Source organism: Amycolatopsis sp. WAC 01376, assembly GCF_003947415.1.
Classification (GTDB): Bacteria; Actinomycetota; Actinomycetes; order Mycobacteriales; family Pseudonocardiaceae; genus Amycolatopsis.
Genome location: NZ_QHKL01000008.1, coordinates 258,900 through 278,578 on the forward strand (window position 1 = coordinate 258,900; position 19,679 = coordinate 278,578).

A 19,679-nucleotide genomic window follows, 5' to 3' on the forward strand; every position below is an offset into this window, starting at 1 on the left:
GCGCTACCAGTCGAGCAGCAGGGCTTCCACGTCGAACGGTGGTGGACCGAACTTGAGCTTGCGGTCGGGCTCGGCGAGTCTCAGCTTGGGAAGCCGCCGTGCCAGCGCGGGAATCGCCACCCGGAACACCATCTCCGCCAGCGGCCTGCCGAGGCAGTGGTGGATACCGTGCCCGAACGAGACATGCGGCGACTTTTCCCGGGTGATGTCGAATTCGTCCTCTCGCGCGGGGAAGTTCGCGCGGTTCGCCCCCAGCAGGGAACACGTGACGGTGTCGCCCGCCTTGACGAGGCGGCCACCGATCTCGATGTCCTCCTTCGCGATGCGCGGGTGGAGTTTCTCGTCGGTGGTGAGATACCGGTTCAACTCCTCCAGCCAGTCCGGGATCGTGTCCGGCTTTTCCCGGAGAAGGTCGAACTGCTCCGGGAAATCGACCATCAGCAACGCGCCGGCCGCGAGGAATCGGGCCACCTGATCGCCGCCGGCGCCCATGATGAACGCGGCCACCCCGGCCAGTTCCGCGTCGGTGATCTCGTCACCGTGTTCGCGCACGACGACACCGAACAGGTCGTCGCCGGGATCGCGGCGTACCCGGGCGACCGCCTTGTTCATGTACTGCATGAACTTGTTGCCCGCCGCGTTGCGCCGCTTGTCCGTCCGTTCGGTGCGGCTGGCGTGCAGGGTGCGCGACAGGTCGGCCTGGTCGTCGCGCGGGATGCCCAGGAAGTCGCAGGTCGCCGTGGTGGCGACGGCCCAGCCGAACTGCGGGACGAAATCCACCGGACCGCCCATGTCCTCGATGGTGTCCAAGGCGTCTTCGACGATCCGCTCGACGTGGGGCTCGAACCCCCGCATCCGCCGGATGGCGAACGGCGGCGTCACCAGCCGGCGCAGCCGCGTGTGGTCCGGCGGGTCGTAGTGGGTGAGGAAACCGGGCCAGGCGATACCCGCCGCCGTCCCGCCGTAGATCAGCCGGGCGCTGAACTTGTCCGAGCTGAGGACCTGGCGGACCTCGTCGTATCCGGTGGCGAGCCACGCTGTCCGTCGTTCGCCGTCTTCCTCGGTACCCAGTGCGGAAAGGGGCCCGTCGGCCATCAGCGAGAGGAGCTCCGCCCCCGGATCGAACCGGTCCCTCCGGTGGATTTCCAAGCCCCGGACGACGTTGAGCTCTTCGAACACGGCAGATCCTTTCGTCTCAACGGGTCGTCACGCGCGGCAAGGATGTTTCCGACCGGCCGGACGGGCGTCGAGTTCGTCCAACACTCCGGAGCGAGGTGGGTGGGACGCGCCCGGCTACTCGCACCGGCGCAAGGGTGGGAGGTTGCGAAAGCGGGGCGGGATGCGGCGGGTCGTGAGGGGCCCCTTGCCTACTCTGAGGGTAGGGAAGGGGCCCCTCACGGCATCCCAGGCTGAGCTCGGCCCGGCGTGAGGCAGACTCGCTGCTGCGGGCGGGCAGGAACGCCATGTTGAGCCTCTGCACTACAGCGACAGCGCGCCCAAGTACATGAAGGACCCCATCCTTGCGCCTAGGTACAGCAAGGCCCCCTTCATGTACTTCACGCAAGAAGCACCGCAGGTGCCTAAGAGAAGCCTCGCCGGAACCCGAAACGCCACTCACGACCGCAAGCGGGCGCCGAGCACGTCCAACCGCCCGGATTGAGCGGCTGGACACCTCAGGTTCAGCCGTTGACCTCGGCGATCAGGCTCTTCGGCCGCAGGTCCGTCCAGTTCTCCTCGACGTAGGCGAGGCATTCCTGGCGCGAGGCCTCACCGTGGACGCGGGTCCAGCCGGCGGGCACCTCCGCGAAGGTCGGCCAGAGGGAGTGCTGCCCCTCGTCGTTGACCAGCACGAAAAAGGAACCGTCTTCGTTGTCGAACGGATTGGTCATGATCTTTCCTTTCAGGCGCCCGGCCGCGGCCGGAGCTTCTCGGCGACGATGGATCCAATCTGGACCAACGCCGCGGGTTGCACCATGTCGTAATGGTTGGTCGGGATCTCGTGGTGTTCGATGGCGCCGCTGGTGAAGTCCTTCCAGCCGGCGACGGCTTCCGAAACCGGCAGATGGGCAGGCCTGTCCTCGGAAGCGACGAAAAGCAGGATGTCGCCGTTGAACGGTGAGGCGGTGTGCTGGGGCCCGACCTTCCAAAGGTTTCGCATCACGGCTTCCAGCCGCTCGCGCGCGCCGGGCCCCTGGACCATGCCTCCGGCGAGTTCCAAATCCTGTTCTTTTCGTTTCTGGAGGCCGTCTTCGTCACGCGCGGCCTCTTCGGTCACCGTGCCGGTCGCGTTCCGTCCCATGTAGACGGGATAAGCGTCGAGCAGGGCCAGCAGGCCGAGTTCTTCCCCTTCGGCTTCGAGCATCGCGGCCATCGCCTGTGCGATCCGGCCGCCGAGTGACCAGCCGAGCAGGTGATACGGCCCGGTCGGCTGCACGGCACGGATGTGCGCGAGGTAGTCCGCCGCCATCTCTTCGACACTCTCGGGCAAGCGTTCGGTACGCGCGAGGCCGCGCGCCTGGACGCCGTACACCGGCTGGTTCGCGGGAAGATGCCGCAGCAGCGGCCCGTAGTTCCAGCTCAGTCCGCCACTCGCGTGCACGCAGAACAGCGGCGGGCGGTCGCCGCCTGCCTGCAGCGGCAACAGGATCTCGTAATCGCCGGTCTTCACCGCGGTGCTCGACCGCCGCCGCTCCCCCACCACGATCAGGGTTTTGGCCGCGGTCTTGCGGGCGAGCAGGCCGGTGTTCAGCATCCGGTGTCCCGGCTCGCCGAACGGGCACGGCTCGCCCGACTTGCCCTCGTCGACCGCCGGACCGGTGACGTACAGATCGCCGACGGCGCCCGGGGCGACGGGGCGACGCCGGTCGTCGAGCAGAAGCGCGCCGAGCGGACCCAGTTCCGCGACCACCGAGGGCACCTTCCCGGCCCACCGCGCCGGCGCGATCGCCGGACGGCCGCGTTCGGTGTCGTCGAGGAAGATGTCGAGGTCGCCGATCCGCCGCTGGGGATCCTCCGCGACCTGTTCCAGCACTCGCACCAGCCGCCGGGCGACCGATTCCGCCGTGGCTTCGTCGAACAAGTCGGCGGCGTAGCGAAGGGTGCCTTCGAGACCGTCCTCGTTGTCGTCCTCGTCGAGCCGCTCGGTGAGCTTGAACGCGAGATCCAGCTCCGTGGCCTCCGTCCCGCCGGGTACGACACTGGTGCGCAGCGCGGGCAGTTCCGCCGCGTCCCACGCGCCGATGTCCTCCTCGTCCACCTCCAGGCCCACCTGGAACACGGGGTGGCGGGAGAGCGAGGCGGGCAGGTCCAGCAGTTCGACGATCCGCTCGAAGGGAACGTCCAGATGCTGACGCGCGGCCCGGACCGCCTCCTGCACCCGGGTGACGACCTCGAGGAACGTCGGGTCGCCGGAGAGATCCGTGCGCAGGGCGAAGGGCCGGGCGAACGGCCCGATCATCGGTTCGAGGTCGATGAGGTCCTCGTCCCGTGCCAGCGTCGTGCCGATCACGAGGTCGTGCCCGGCGCCGTATTTGGTCAGCAGCACGGCGAGCGCGGCGTGCACGACGTGGATCGTGTCCGCGCCGAGTCGTTGCACCGCTTCGGTCAGCCGGTTGTACGGCTCGGCGTCCAGCCGCAGCGCGACCGTGCCCGCCTCGCGCGACGGGACCGCGGGCCGCGGCCGGTCGAACGGAAGCACCGTCTCCCCGTCGATCCCGGTGAGGGTGTCCCGCCAGAAGACGACCTGCTCGTTGATCAGGCTGCCCTGGTCGTCCTCGTCCGCGAGGAGCCGCTGTTCCCAGATCGCGTAGTCGGCGAACTGCAGTGCCAGCGGCGCACGTTCCGGGACCCGGCCCGAACGCCGTGCGCCGTACGCGGCAGCCAAGTCGCGGAAGAACACGTCCATCGAGTCGTCGTCGGCCAGGATGCGGTGCACTCGCAGATGCAGCACGTGTTCCTTTTCCGACAGGGCGAAAAGGTCGCAACGCCACGGCACTTCACGGGTGAGGTCGAAGACCGACGCGCGCAGTCCGGCGAGCAGGCCGGGCAGTTCCTCCTCGGTGGCCGGGACCGGGGACAGTTCGATGGCAGCGGGTTCGTGGACGTCCTGCCGGACGCTCTGCGCGTCGCCCGGGAACGTCGTGCGGAGCACCTCGTGCCGGGTCGCGACGTCGCCGAGCGCCGCCGCCAGCGCGGGCACGTCGAGCCTGCCGCGCAACCGCAGCGCGACCGAGATGTGCAGGCCCGCGGTCTCCTCGCCGGGGCTGGCCAGCAGCCACGCGCGGAGCTGCCGTGCGGTGAGCGGGAGCCGCTCCGGCCGCTCGACGGGCTCCAGCGCGGGACGGGACTTCGCGGCGAGCGCCCTGGCGACCCCGGCGGGCGTCGGCGAGGAGAACAGCTGCCGGATGGGCAGATCCACGCCGATCACCTCGCGGATCCGCGCGATGAGCCGCATGGCCAGCGCCGAACTGCCACCGAGGTCGTGGAAGGCGTCGTCGACACCCACGTTGTCGACGCCGAGGATCTCCGAGAACAGTTCGCAGAGGACCTTTTCGGATTCGCTCTCCGGCGCCTTTTCCGACGCGCGGCCCGCGAGATCCGGGGCGGGCAGGGCACGGCGGTCCACCTTGCCGTTGGGCGTGACGGGCAGACCGGGCAACGCGACGACCGCCATGGGAACCATGTACGCGGGCAGCACCAAGCCCATCTGGCGCCGGATCTCCTCCGGCCCCGCGTCCCCGCCGTCGGAGACGAAGTAACCCACCAGCCGCTTTTCCCCCGGCTGGTCCTCGCGCGCCATGACGACGGCCTCGACCACGCCCGGCTGGGCGGCCAGCACGGACTCGACCTCGCCCAGTTCGACGCGGTAGCCGCGGATCTTCACCTGGTCGTCGGCGCGTTCGAGGAACACGACCTCGCCGTCGCGGGTCCAGCGCGCCAGGTCACCGGTGCGGTACATGCGCTCGCCCGGGACGAACGGGCACGCCACGAACCGCTCGGACGTGAGGCCAGGGCTGTCGAGGTATCCGCGTGCCAGCCCCGTGCCCGCGATGTACAGCTCGCCCGCGACCCCGGGTGCGACCGGCCGCAGGAAGGCGTCGAGGAGGTGGATCCGGCGGTTCGTCATGGGGTGACCGATCGGCAGTTCCCGGTCGACCACGTCACCGGGTTCGATCGGGAGCCACGTCGCGCACAGGGTGGTCTCGGTCGGGCCGTAGGTGTTGCGCACCCGCAGGCCGGGCTGGACCCGCCGCAGGTTCTCCACGGACTGCGCGGGAACGATGTCCCCGCCGGTGCCGATTTCGACCAGACCCTCGAAGCACTCCGGCGAGGTTTCCGCCAGGGCGCGGAAAGTACCGGCGGTGAGGTGGACGTAGTTCGCGCCGCGTGCGACGGCCTGCCGCACTCCGGCCGCGTCGAGTACGCCCGGCTCGGTGAGCAGGACGCGAGCGCCCGTCGAGAGCGGCACCCACATCGCGTAGAGCGAAGGGTCGAAGACGTGCGTCGCGTGCATCAGCACGCCGTCGCCGGGGCCGATCTGCCAGCCCTGGTCGCCCGCCAAGCCCGCCACAGCGCCGTGCGGGATCCCCACGCCCTTGGGCAGACCGGTGGAGCCCGACGTGTACATGACGTACGCCAAGTCGTCCGCGCTCGGTCGGAATTCCGTTGCTGTGGCGGCGAAAGCGTCGATGGTGGCCCGCGTCTCCGGGGCGTCGAGGACGATCGCGTCCGCCGGGGCGACGCCGCTGGTGGCCTGGGTGCACAGAACGACCGAGACCTTGGAATCGCCGAGGATGAACGAGATCCGCTCGGCCGGGTACTCGACGTCCACCGGAACGTATGCGGCGCCTGCCTTCCAGATCGCCAGGAACGCGATCAGCAGCTCCGGCGACCGCTCCATCGCCACCCCGACGCGGTCACCGCGGCCGACACCACGGGCGGCGAGGTGCGCCGCCAGCCGATTCGACGCCTGGTCCACCTCGGCATAGGTCAGATCCGCGCCCGCGGCGTCGGTGATCGCCACCGCGTCGGGCGCTTCGACGACCCGCCGCGCGAACAGCTCGACGACGGAGTCTCCCGGCACCGGGCCCGCGGTCGCGTTGAATTCGTCCACCACCAGCGCGCGTTCGGTCTCGCTCAGCAGCGTCAGACGGCCGACGAGGACGTCGGGTTCGGCGACAAGGCGCTCCAGCACGCGGGCCAGCGCGCCGACGACCGAGCCGGCGACCGTCTCGTCGAACAGACCGCGGTCGTAGTCGAGGATCAGCGGCATCTGCTCACCGGGACCGGTGATCAGGGTGAACGGGTAGTGCGACGAGTTGCGCCCGCGCTTGACCGGACGCAGGGTCAGGCCGTCGTGCGCCTGCCCGAGTCCCTTGCGGGGGAAGTTCTCGTAGATGACGAGCGTGTCGAAGACCGCGCCGGGTCCGACGACGGCCTGTACGTCCTGGAGGCCGAGGTGCTGATGGGCCATGAGGGCGGACTGGTCGCGCTGCAGTTCGGCGAACAGGTCGACGGCCCGCCGCGCGCCGTCGAGCCGGACCCGCACCGGCAGGGTGTTGAGCAGCTGGCCGACCATCGACTCCACGCCCGCCAGTTCGGCGGGACGCCCCGAAGCGGTCGCGCCGAACACCACGTCGGTCCGGCCGGCGAGCTGCGAGAGCACGACGGCCCACGCGCCCTGCACGACGGTGTTCAGCGTGAGGTCGTGGCCGCGCGCGAACTTGGCCAACCCGTCCGTCAGTTCCGTGGAGAGCTCGACGATCGTCGTGTCGATTTCCGGCACGCGGCCAGGATCGGCCGGGGCGACCGCGGTGGGCGTGTCCAGCCCGGCGAACTCCTCCCGCCAGGCAGCGCGCGCGATTTCCTTGTCCTGCTTGCCGAGCCAGGCGAGATAGTCCCGATAGGACACTGTGGGCGGCAGCCCGGACGCGTCCCCGCCCGCCGCGTAGATCGCGGTCAGCTCGCGGTGGATGATCGGCATCGACCAGCCGTCGGTCAGCACGTGGTGGAGCGTGTGCACGAGCCGGTGGCGGTCCGGGCCGAGCCGGATCAGGTGCAGCTTCATCAGCGGCGCCACCTCGATCCGGAGCCGCTCGGCCAGCTCGTCCGCGGCCAGCCGGTCGACCTCGCTGTCGAGGATGTCCTCCGGCAGTCCGGTGAGATCCGTTTCGCGCCAAGGAATCCGCGCGTCCCGCGTGATGACCTGCACCATCTGCGCGCCGCTGACGTAACGGAAACAGGCCCGCAGCGCGGCATGCCGGTCGATCAGCGCCTGCCACGTCGCCCTCAGCAACGCGGCGTCCAGCGGGCCGTCGATGCCGTAGACGGTCTGCACGGTGTAGGTGTCGGGCCCCTCGCCGTCGAGGACGGTGTGGTAGAGCATTCCCTCCTGCAGCGGGGAAAGAGGCCAGACGTCCTCCACGCTGGAACGTGGCTTCGCGCGAGTGTCGTCAACGGTCACGATCTGCTCCTTGCTGGGTGGGTGAGTGAACTCGCGTTCGCGTTGGGCGGGTGGGGCGATCTCGCGTGCTTGAGGGCGTAACTCGCGTGATCAGAGACGTAACTCGCGTGATCACGAGAATCCGGCCTCGAGCTGGTCCAGCTGGTCGGCGGAAAGCGCGACGAGCGCGCCCCCGGCGGGCTCCGGTTCCGGGGTGGTCTCGCCTTCGGCCGGGATCTCCTTGACGAGCGTCGCCAGCCGTTCCGGTGTCTTCTCTTCGAACACCTGCCACGGGCTCAGTTCCAGTCCGTTCCGGCGGGCTCGGGCCGACAGCTGCATCGAGGTGATCGAGTCGCCGCCGAGTTCGAAGAAGCTGTCGTCGGCACCCACCCGCTCCAGCCCGAGTACCTCCGCGAACAGTCCGCACAGCTTCGCCTCCAAGGCCGTGCGCGGGTTCCGCCCGGAGGTCATCCCGGCGAAGTCCGGAGCCTGGAGCGCCCGGTGGTCGAGCTTGCCGTTCGGGGTGAGCGGCATCTTCTCCAGCGCCACGAACGCCGCGGGCATCATGTACTCCGGCAGGCGTTCTGCCGCCAGTTCGCGCAACGCGGAAGCCGGCGCGCCACCCCCGGCGGGGGCATCGGCCGAGGGCACGAAGTACGCCACCAGCTGCTTGTCGCCCGGGCCGTCCCGGTGGACGGCGACCGCCACCTGGGCGGCCAGCGGATGTTCCGCCAGCACGGCCTCGATCTCGGCGGGTTCGACCCGGTAGCCGCGCACCTTGACCTGCGCGTCGGCGCGGCCGACGAAGTACAGCCTGCCGTCGGAACCCCAGCGGAACCGGTCGCCGGAGCGGTACATGCGGCCGCCGGGTGAGAACGGGTCGGCGACGAACCGTTCCGAGGTCAGCCCCGGACGTCCGTGGTAACCGCGGGCGAGCCCGACTCCCGCGATGTAGAGCTCGCCCGCCACCCCGGGCGGCACCGGCTGCAGGAAGGCGTCGAGCACGTAGTGCCGCACGTTCCGGATCGGCCCGCCGAGCGGGACGACGTCGTGCCCCGGAGCCAACGGGGCACTCATCGTCGAGCAGATGGTCGTCTCCGTCGGCCCGTAGGCCTGGATCATCCGGCGGCCGGGAGACCAGCGGTCCACGAGCGCGGCGGAGAGGGCCTCGCCGCCGGTCAGCACGGTCCGCAGCGTGCCGGGCAGATCGTCCTCGCTTGCCAGCACACTCGGCGAAACGGTCAGGTGGGTGATACGCGCCCGGCGGATCGCGTCGCCCAACGTCACCCTTGGCGGCATGTTCGCCGAATCGGGCAGCACCAAGGTCGCGCCGGCGAGCAGGGACATGTAGAGCTCGGAGACGATGGCGTCGAATCCGATCGCGGACAACTGCAAGATCCGCGAGGACGAAGTCACGGCCATCCGCTCGATATGCGCGTGGCCAAGGTTGACGAGGCCGGAATGGGGGACCACAACGCCCTTGGGCACTCCGGTCGACCCGGACGTGTAGATGACGTAGGCCGCGTCTTCGGAGGCCACCTGCGGCAGGGCCACGTCCGGCTCGGCGGCGGGCGGTTCGTCCAGCACCAGCACCTTGCCCGCGAACCCGGCAGGCACGACCGCCCGGGTCGCCTCGGTGCACACCAGCACTTCGGGTGCCGAGTTCGCCAGCATGAATTCGACGCGCTCACGGGGATAGTCCGGATCGACCGGTACGAAAGCCCCGCCCGCGAACGTGACGCCCATGAGGGCGACCACCAGTTCGACCGAACGCTCGACCAGTACGCCGACCCGGGTTTCGCGCCGCACGCCCAGCCCCACGAGCACGCGCGCCAGTGTTTCCACCTCGGCGAGCAGCCCGCCGAACGACAGGCTCCGCGCCCCGTCCTCCACGGCCGTCGCGTCCGGTGTCCGCCCGGCCTTGGCACGGAACAGGGCGGGCAGTGTCTCGGCGGCGAGCGCCTCGTCCGTCCGGTTCCATTCCCTCACCACCAGGTGACGCTGCTCCGGACCGATCAGCTCGACGCGCCCCACCGCGATCCGAGGGTCGGCCACGACCTGTTCGAAAGCCCGGACGATCGACGCGAGGATCTCCTCGACCCGCGTCCGGTCGAACACGTCGGGCCGGAAGATGATCTCGCCGTGGACGCCGCCTCCTTCGGACGCGCGGATGGACAGCGGGTAGTGCCCGGTGTCGTCCGGGATTCCGGCGGGTCGCAACGCGAGGACGTCCGGGTCGTCGGACGGCGGCGGCGGGGGCGGGTAGTTCTCGAACACCACGATCGTGTCGAACGCCGCACCCGGACCGACGAGCTGGTTGATCTCGGCCAGCCCGATGTGCTGATGCGACATCGACGCGACCTGACGGTCCTGCAGGTCCGACAGCATGTCGAGGAACGGCTCCGCGCCGATGAGGCGGGCCCGGACCGGCAGCATGTTCATGAACAGGCCGACCGCGGATTCGACGCCGGGGATCTCGGGCGGGCGTCCGGCCACCGTGGTCCCGAAGACCACGTCGTCGCGTCCCGTCAACCGGGCCAGCAGCAGCGCCCAGACCCCTTGGAAGAGGGTGTTCATCGTCACGCCGTGCCCACGGGTGAACTCCACCAGGCGCCGGCTCAGCTCGTCGTCGAGATCGAAACGCACGCGGTCGGGTTCGATGGGCGTGGTGATCGTGTCCGGTGGCACGACGTGGGTCGCTTCGTCGAGCCCGGCGAGCGCGGTCTGCCACGCCTCTCTGGCGGCCGCCTTGTCCTGGCGGGCGAGCCAGGACAGGTACTCCCGGTACGAAGTCGGGGCGGGCAGCGTCCGGCCGTCGCCGCCGGCTTCGTACGCCGCCATCACGTCGCCGAGGAAGACCGGAAGCGACCAGCCGTCGGCCGAGATGTGGTGCGACCTGAGCACGAGCCGGTGCCTTCGTTCGGTGAACCGCACGAGGTGCAGGTGGACCAGCGGTGCTTGGGACAGCTCGAATCGCGCGGAATAGGACTCCGCCTCGATCCGCTCGAACTCCGCCGGCGCCTCGTCTTCCGGCAGGTGGGACAGGTCGGTCTCCTGCCAGGGCAACGCCACCTCGCGGGCGACCGCCTGGACGGCCGTTCCCGACCCGAGCTGGTGGAAGCTCGCCCGCAGGGCGGGATGCCGGTCGAGCAGGGTCTGCCATGACGCCCGGAACCGGGCGACGTCCAACGGGCCGTCGAGAGCGAGCGTCCGCATGCCCGCGTAGACGTCCGGGCCGCGCTCGTCGACCGCGTGGAACAGCAACCCTTCCTGGAGGGGGGAAAGCGGCCAGATGTCGTGCACGTTCGGGACGAGAGCCTCGACCTCCGCCACTTCCTGCCACGTCAGCGTGATGAGCGGGAAGTCCGACGGCGTATGTCCCCCGGCGCTCTCGTCGGTGCCCACGTAGGCGGCGAGGCCGGTCAGCATGTCCAGCCATGCCTGGGCGAGCGACTCCGCGTCGGCCTCCCCGAGCAGCCGCTCCGCCCAGGTCACGGTCAGCGTGAACTCCGGTCCGGCCGCACCGTCGAGGACGACCGCGTCGATCTCGACGGCGTGCCGCAGCGGCAGGTCGTCCTCCGCCGTGCCGCCGATGGTCCCGGCCAGCTGCCAGGGTTCCGCGTCGCCGTCGGGCCGGGGCGAGAACCGGCCGAGGTAGTTGAACCCGATCTCCGGCGACGGCAGCGCCGCCAGTGCCTTCCCGGTCTCGTCGTCGAGATACCGCAGGATCCCGTAGCCGAGCCCGCCGTCGGGTACCGCTCGCACGTTCTCCTTGACCTGCTTCAGCAAACGACCGGCCGCGTCCACTTCGGCGGGGTCGATCCCGGCGGTGTCCAACCTCAGCGGATGGACATCGGTGAACCAGCCGAGCGTCCGCGAAAGGTCCATGTCTTCGAGCGGCTGACGGCCGTGGCCCTCGACGTCCACCACGACAGCGGTGCCACCGCGCCACCGGGTCACTGCCCCTGCCAGCGTCGCCAGCAGGACCTCGTGGACACCGCAGTGGAAGGCCGTGGTGGCCTTCTCGACGAGCACACTCGCGCGGTCCCGAGGCAAGGTCCACGACCGGCGTCCCGAGGTCGCGATGGTGTCGCGCCGGGGGTCGAGCTCGCCGATCCGCGCCTGCGCGCCGTCGAGGATTTCCGTCCACAGCTCGAGTTCCCCGGTCCGCGACGCCGCCTGGCCTGCCAGCGTCCGCGCCCAGCGCCGGAACGAAACCGGCGGCGGATCGAGCACCGGGTTCTCGCAGGCCGCTTGCAGATCCGCCAGCAGGACACGCCACGACACGACGTCGACCGCGAGGTGGTGGGCGGCCAGCACGAGCCGCCCCTCGGATCCTGCAACCACCCAAACGGCCTGGAACATCACGCCCGCGACGGGGTCGAGCCGTCCGGCGGCCTCGTGCGCGTGGCGTTCCGCGATCTCGTCGAGGTCACCGTCTCCGGCCTCGACCCGCTGAAGCAGCGCCGCCGCGTCCACGGTCCCGCGTTCGGCCACGACCAAGCGAGAATCGATCACCCGGCTCCGCAGCAGGTCATGGGTGTCGATCAGCGCGTCCAGACCGGCCGTCAGCGCCTCGATCGACAGATCGCCGGGCACACCCGCGGTCACCCACTGCGCCAGCGCGCCCCGCGCCATCGCACCGGGATCGCGCTCCAGCAACGCCCGCACGACCGGCGTCCACGGCACCTCACCGACGCCGTCGGAGACCTCGGCCTGGCGCACGCCGCGTTCGGCGACCGCCGCGATCCCCGCGGGGGTCTTCTGCTCGAAGACCTGCTTCGCGCCGAAGACGAAGTCCTCGCGCCGGGCGCGGGCGGCCAGCCGCATCGAAAGGATCGAGTCGCCGCCCAGTTCGAAGAAGCTGTCGTCCGCGCCGACCCGGTCCAGGCCGAGGATCTCGGCGAACAGGCCGGTCAGCACCCGCTCGGCCTCGGTCCGCGGCTCGCGACCGGCGGGTTTCCCGGCGAATTCGGGAGCGGGCAGGGCCGCGCGGTCGATCTTTCCGTTGAGCGTCAACGGGAAGGTGTCCAGCACCAGCACCACGGCGGGCACCATGAACTCCGGCAGCCGCTCCGCGAGCCGCGCTCGGACGTCGTCGGATTCCAGTGCCTGTCCCGATTCCGCGGTGACGTACGCGATCAGCCGCTTCTCGCCGGGACGTTCTTCCCGCGCCACCACGACCGCCTGCGCGACGTCGGGCACGTCGGTCAGCGCCGCTTCGATCTCCCCCGGTTCGACGCGGTAGCCGCGGATCTTCACCTGGGAGTCGGCCCGTCCGCCGAACAGCAGCTCGCCGTCGTCCGTCCAGCGCGCGAGGTCTCCGGTGCGATACAGGCGCTCACCGGCCGCGAACGGGCTCGCGACGAACCGCTGCGCAGTCGCACTCGGGGCGCCCAGATAGCCGTGCGCCAGACCGGCACCGGCGAGGTACAGCTCGCCGGTCACGCCCGGTGCCACCGGCTGGAGGAACGCGTCGAGCACGTACGCCTTCCTGCCGGCCAGCGGTCCGCCGATCGGCAGGACACTGCCCGTTTCGGCGCCGGGTTCGAGGACGAGCCAGGTGGCGCACAGGGTGATCTCGGTGGGGCCGTACAGCTGGCGGAAGCGGACGTCCGGGCAGGCGCGGCGCATCCGCTCGACGGAGGCGAGCGGCACCGCGTCCCCGCCGGTCAGGATTTCCCGCAGGCCGGTGAAGGATTCCGGCGCTTCCTCGGCCACCACACGGAAAGTCCCGGCGGTCAGGTGAATGGTGGTGACGCCGCGTTCGACCGCCTCCCGCACCCGCTGCGCGTCGACCGCACCCGGTTCCGCGACCACCACGGTGGCCCCGCTCACCAGCGGCACCCAGATCTCGGCCAGTGACGCGTCGAAAGCGTGGGAAGCGTGCAGCAGCATGCGATCTCCGGGGCCCTGCGACCAACCCGGGTCACCCGCCAGCGCCGCGACACTGCCGTGCGGCACCGCGACCCCCTTGGGCACGCCGGTCGATCCCGACGTGTACATCACGTAGGCCACGTCGTGCACGCCGACAGAGACCAACGGCACCTCGTGCGAAGGCACCGAGTCCATGACCACCGGCTCGACGCGCTCCGGCACCTTGTCACGGCTCGACGCCACGCAGATCGCCAGCGCCGCACCGGAATCGGCCAGCATCCGCTCGATCCGTTCCGCGGGGTAGTCCACGTTCACCGGAACCTGTGCCGCACCGGCCTTCCAGACCGCGAGCAGCGCGACGAGCAGCTCCGCGCCGCGTTCCAGCACGACGCCGACGCGATCACCGCGCCGCACACCCCGCGCGGCCAAGTACCCGGCCAGCCGGTCCGATTCGCGGTCCAGTTCGGCATAGGACAGCGTGCGTTCCCCGTCGACGACGGCCACCGCGTCCGGGGCTTTCCCGGCCTGCCGCCGGAACAGCTCCGGCACCGTGGTCCCGGACGTCGCCTCGCCCGTCGAATTCCAGCGCTCCACCACGGAAGCACGCGCCGATTCGCTCGTCACGCCGAGGCGGCCCACGGGAAGCGACGCCTCCGTCGACACCCGCTCCAGGACCCGCACGATCTGCCTGGCGACCTCGGCCGCCGTTCCCTCGCCGATCCGGTCGGGCCGGTAGGCCACGCGGATCTGCAGGCGCTTCCCGGGGGAAACGCTCATGGTCAGCGGATAACCGGTGCCGGTCCTGGTGACGACCGAGCTGATCGAAACACCGCCGTCGTCGCCGAGACCGGCGGCGTCGTGCGGGTAGTTCTCGACCATCACGATGGTGTCGAAGACCGCGCCCGCCCCTGCCGCCCGCTGCACCCGCGACAGCCCCAGATACTGGTGCTCGGTCAACGCGGACTGCCGGGCTTGCAGATCCTGGAGCATCGTCAGCACCGGCAGATCGCCGTCGAGGCGTACGCGGACCGGGACGGTGTTGATGAACATCCCCACCATCCGTTCCACGTCCGGCACCTCCGCCGGACGACCGGACACGACCGTCCCGAAGACGACGTCCGTCCGGCCCGCCAGCCGCGACAACACCAGCGCCCACGCGCCCTGCACGATCGTGCTCACCGTCAGGCCGTGACCGCGGGCGAAGCCGATGAGGTTCCGTGTCGCCGCCTCGGGCAGCCATTCGGCGTGCTCACCCGGCACGACCATCGTCTTGTCCGCGTCGGCGTCCACCACGGTCGGCTCGTCAGAACCGGCGAGTTCGGCCTGCCACGCCGCCTGGGTCGCCTGCTCGTCCTGGCGGCTCAGCCACGTCAGATAGTCCCGATAGGACGGTGGCCTCGACGGGCCCTGCCCGCCCGCGTACGCGGTCGAGACCTCGCCAAGGACGAGCGGCGTGGACCAGCCGTCGAGGAGAACGTGATGCGACGTCAGCACGAACCGGTGCCGCACCGGGCCGAGCTTGATCAGCATCAGCCGGAGCAGCGGCGCCTTGGTCACGTCGAACCGCTCCGCCTGGTCCTCGGCGAGCAGGCGTTCGATCTCCGCGGCCGCGGCCGGCTCACCGGCTTCCGACAGATCGACCGTGCGCCAAGGGATTTCCGCCTCGGCGGTGACGACCTGCACCGGCTCGCCGGAAGCAGGCTGGTGGAAACTCGTCCGCAGCGAATCGTGCCGGGCGACCACCTGGTTCCACGCTGCCCGCAGCCGTCCCGCGTCAAGCGGCCCGTCGAGGTCGAAGATCCGCTGGCTCTGGTAGACGTCGACGCCGCCATCGGCGACGGCTCGTTCGAACAGCATGCCTTCCTGGAGCGGCGAAAGCGGCCAAATCTCGGTCAGCCCCGGCGTCGCGGCCTCCAGCTCGGTCACGTCCTGCTGTGCCAGCTCGACGAGAGCGAAGTCCGACGGCGTGTGCCCGCCGGCGGCCGGATCGGCGGCGAGGCCGGCCAGCGCCTCCAGCCAGGCTTCGCCGAGACGCTCCACCGTGGCCGGGTCGAGATCCCGGCCGTCGATGGCGAGCCCCAGCCGGGGCCCGTCCGGCGTGTCCTGTACCTCCGCGCCGACCTCGACGGGGTGGGCCAGGATCAGGTCCGGGCCACCGCCGAGCGGCCCTTCGCCCGACGGCTGCCACGCCCGGTCCTTGGCGGAAAGGCTTGTCCTGCCGAGATAGTTGAAGCCGATCTGCGCGGACGGCAACGCGGCCAGCCTGGCGCCGGTGTCGGGGTTGAGGTACCGCAGCAGCCCGTAGCCGAGTCCGTCGCCGGGGACGGCGCGGATCTGTTCCTTGGCGGTCTTCAACAGCTGTCCCGACCCGACCTCGAAGCGGACCGGGTGCACACTCGTGAACCAGCCCACGGTGCGCAGCAGGTCCTCGCCGTCGGCGGCCTCACGGCCGTGGCCTTCGACGTCCACCAGCAGCGCGCCACCGGTCCCGCGCAGCCGCGTCACCGCTCCGGCGAGACCTGCCAGCAGGACGTCTTGGATCCCGCAATGGAAGGCTCCGGGCAGCCGGGTCAGCAGGTCGTTCGCCACGTCGCCGGACAGCGTCGAAGACCACGAATGCTTCTTCCCCGGGCTGAGTTCCACGGCCGGTTCCGCGCCGTCGAGAAGAGCGATCCACTGTTCGGTCTCGGCCACGGTGCGCTCGTCTCGGGCCTGCTCGGCCAGCCTCCGCGCCCACTGCCGGTACGACGTCGTCACGGGTTCGAGAGCGGCGGTGGCGTCTTCGTAGGCCGAGCGCAGATCCGGCAGGATGATTCCCCACGAAACCGCGTCGACGGCCAGGTGATGCGCCACCAGCGCCAACCGGCCCTGCCCGGTTTCCGGGGAGTCGATCCACACCGCGCGCAGCATGGTCCCGGTCGCCGGGTCCAACGTGCCCGTCGCCGTCCGGACCGCACGTTCGGCGGCCTCGTCCAGGTCCCCGGCGACGACCCGCGTCACCAGAGCGGCCGCGTCCACCGCACCCGGCTCGGGCACGATCAGCTGTCCCGATTCCACTCGCGCCCGCAGCAGATCGTGGGTGTCCAGCACGACTTGCAGGGCTTTCACCAGCACGTCCTGGTCGAACTCCGGCGGGGTCACGAGGACCCTGGCCTGCGCGAAGCCGGGTCGCACGGCGTTCTCGCCGAGGGCGAGCATCACCGGCGTCAACGGGATCTCGCCGACCCCGCCGACACTACTGTCCACTGTGGAGGGTGTCGGCCGGTCCTCGTTGGCCAGCGCCGCCAGCCGCTCGGGGGTGCGGTGCTCGAACACCAGCCGCGGCGTCAGGGAAATCCCTTCACGCCGGGCACGGGCGGCCACCTGCATCGACGAGATCGAGTCGCCGCCCAGCTCGAAGAAGCTGTCCTCGACGCCGACCCGTTCCAGCCCGAGCACCTCGGCGAACACTCCGCAAAGGACTCGTTCGTCATCGGTCGACGGCTCGCGGCCGGCCGCCTTCGAGGAGAAGTCCGGTTCGGGCAGCGCCTGGCGGTCCACCTTGCCGTTGACGGTCAGCGGCAACTCGTCCAGCACCAGCATCGCGGCCGGGATCATGAACTCGGGCAGCGTGTCCGCGAGCTGTCCGCGCAGCTGCTCCGCATCGACCTCTTGTCCCGCTTCGGCGACCACGTAACCGATCAGGTGCTCATCACGGGCGAGCACCACGGCCTGCGCGACACCGGGAAGCGCGGCGAGCGCCACCTCGATCTCCCCAGGCTCCACGCGGTAGCCGCGGATCTTCACCTGGTCGTCGGCGCGACCGGCGAACGCCAGCACACCTTCGTCCGTCCAGTACGCCAGGTCCCCGGTCCGGTACATGCGCTCGCCGGGAGCGAAGGGATCGGCCACGAACCGCTCGGCCGTCAGCACCGAACGGCCCAGATAGCCTTGCGCCACACCGGCTCCGGCGACGTACAGCTCGCCGGGCAGCCCCGCGGGCACCGGCCGCAGGAACGCGTCGAGGACGTAGACCCGCCGTCCCGCGAGCGGACGGCCGATCGGCAGCACCGGCCCCATGTCGTCACCGGGTTCGAGCAGCCACCACGTCGCGCACAGCGTGGCCTCGGTGGGCCCGTAGAGATGCCGCACCCGCACGTCCGGGCATGTCCGCCGCACCCGCTCGACCGCGGCGGGCGGCACCGCGTCGCCGCCGGGCAGCACCTCGCGCAGGCCGGAGACCGACTCCGGTGCTTCCTCGGCCAGCACCCGGAAACTCCCGGCCGTCAGGTGAGCGGCCGTGACCCCGGCCGCGACGTGACCGGCCAGCGCCTCGCCGTCCACGACACCCGAGCCGGCGAGCACCAGCCGCGCGCCCGACAGCAGCGGCACCCACATCTCGAACAGGGAGATGTCGAAAGCGTGCGAGGCGTGCATCAGCACTGCGTCGTCCGGACCGACATCCCAGCCCGGTTCGCCGACCAGCGCCGCGACGTTGCCGTGCGACACCGCGACACCCTTCGGCGTGCCGGTCGAGCCCGACGTGTACATCACGTACGCGACATCCTGTGCCGTCGCACCGATCGACAGCCGGGCCGACTCCGCGACCGCCCGCCGGGTCTCCGGATCGTCGAGGACGATCGGTGCGAGACCGCCGTCCAGCACGGCGTCCCGGTGCGCTTCCGTGCACACCACCGCCGCAGGCTCCGCGTCCGCCAGCATGAACTTCACGCGTTCCGCCGGATACGCGGGGTCCAGCGGGATGTACGCCGCGCCCGCCTTCCACACCGCGAGCAGCGTCGCGATCAGATCGGGCGACCGGTCCATCACCACGGCGACCCGGTCGCCGCGCCGGACTCCCTTGCCGTTCAAGTAACCCGCGAGCCGCTCGGCGCGCTCGGCCAGCTCGCCGTACGACAGCGTCTCGTCACCGGCGACGACCGCGACCGCGCTTTCGCTCTGGCGCGAGAACAGATCCGGCGCCAGGACCTCCGGTGCCGGCTCGGCCGAGACACCCCACTGCCCGACCCTTTCGCGCTCGGCCACGCTCGTCACGTCGATGTCGGCGACGGTGAGGTCGTCCGACAGCCGGCGCAGCACACCCGTGAACCGCTCGACGATGGCGAGCGCGGCGGCCTGGTCGTAAAGGTCGGTCAGGTAATCGAGTTTGACGAGCATCGACTCGCCGGGGACGGCGACCAGCGTCAGCGGATAGTGGGCGGCTTCCTGGCCCTGGTTGACGCGAATGCCGAAGGGAGCGGCGGAATCCGGTCCGCCGAGCTCACGGGGGAAGTTCTCGAAGACGATCAAGGTGTCGAAGCCCGCGCCGGGTCCGGCCGCCTGCTGGATGTCCGCCAGCCCGACGAACTGCTCGGGAATCAGCGCCGACTGCCGTTTCTGCAACTCCGCCAGCATCTCGACGACCGGCGCCGCCCCACGCAGCCGCGCGCGCACCGGGACGGTGTTGAGGAACAGCCCCACCATCCCCTCCACGCCGGGGAGATCCGGCGGACGCGCCGAGACGACCGCGCCGAACACGACGTCCGTCCGGCCGGTCAGCTGCGCCAGCACCAGCGCCCACGCACCCTGCACCACCGTGTTCAGCGTCAGGCCGTTACCGCGGGCCAGCTCCTCCAGCGATCGCGTGAGATCCGCGGGAAGTTCGACCGTGACACTCTCGGGGATGCCGGGCGCGCGTCCCGGATCGGCGGGCGCCACCAAGGTCTGCGCCTCTAGGTCCCCCAGTTCCTTTGTCCAGGCCGAAAGCGCCTTGGTCTTGTCCTGGCGGCTCAGCCACGCGAGATATTCGCGGTACGGCGTCACTTCCGGCAGCTCCGCCGCCTCGTACAGCGCCGACAACTCGTCGAACACGATGGGCAGCGACCAGGCGTCCATGATCGCGTGATGGCAGGTGACCACCAGCCGGTGACTGTCGTCCCCGAGCCGGATCAACGTCAGCCGCAGCAACGGCGCCGTCGCGAGGTCGAACCGCTTCGTCCGGTCCTCCTCGGCCAGCTCCCGCACGGCCGCTTCGGTGTCGTCGAGATGGGACAGATCGATCTCGCGCCACGGCAGTTCCACCTGCCGCGCGATGATCTGCACGGTCTCACCCGATTTACGCTGCCGGAAACAAGCCCGCAGCGAAGCGTGGCGCGCCAGCAAGGCCTCCCACGCCGCGCGGAGCCTCGCCGCGTCCACCGGGCCGTCGAGCTCCAGGACCCAGTGTCCAATGTAGACGTCGAGCCCGTCACCGTCGTAGACCGCGTGGAAGACCAGCCCTGCCTGCAACGGCGACAGCGGCCAGATGTCCTCGATCCGCGACTGAGCCATCAATATCTCCCTCGATCAACGAAGTTCTTCGGCGAAACCAAGCTCGGGTTCC

General features: G+C 70.6%; 4 protein-coding genes. All 4 read right to left on the reverse strand.

Annotation, left to right across the window (positions count from 1 at the left end):
- Nucleotides 1–3: 3 nt before the first annotated feature.
- The 4 genes from DMH03_RS34545 to DMH03_RS34560 all read right to left on the reverse strand — a co-directional run bounded on the left by DMH03_RS34545 (nt 4) and on the right by DMH03_RS34560 (nt 19,627).
- Nucleotides 4–1,179, reverse strand: a complete 1,176-nt coding sequence (locus tag DMH03_RS34545; RefSeq protein ID WP_125796205.1) for a cytochrome P450 — start codon at nt 1,177–1,179, stop codon at nt 4–6.
- Between the two features lie 500 nt (nt 1,180–1,679).
- Nucleotides 1,680–1,889 carry an MbtH family protein gene (locus tag DMH03_RS34550; protein ID WP_125789836.1) on the reverse strand — a complete coding sequence of 70 codons (210 nt, stop codon included), beginning with the start codon at nt 1,887–1,889 and terminating at the stop codon, nt 1,680–1,682.
- Between the two features lie 11 nt (nt 1,890–1,900).
- The gene (locus tag DMH03_RS34555; protein ID WP_125796206.1) at nt 1,901–7,462 is read right to left on the reverse strand and encodes a non-ribosomal peptide synthetase; all 5,562 of its coding nucleotides are present in this window, start codon (nt 7,460–7,462) and stop codon (nt 1,901–1,903) included.
- 111 nt (nt 7,463–7,573) lie between these two features.
- Nucleotides 7,574–19,627, reverse strand: coding sequence for a non-ribosomal peptide synthetase (locus tag DMH03_RS34560; RefSeq protein WP_125796207.1), 12,054 nt, complete (start codon nt 19,625–19,627; stop codon nt 7,574–7,576).
- Between the last annotated feature and the right edge of the window lie 52 nt (nt 19,628–19,679).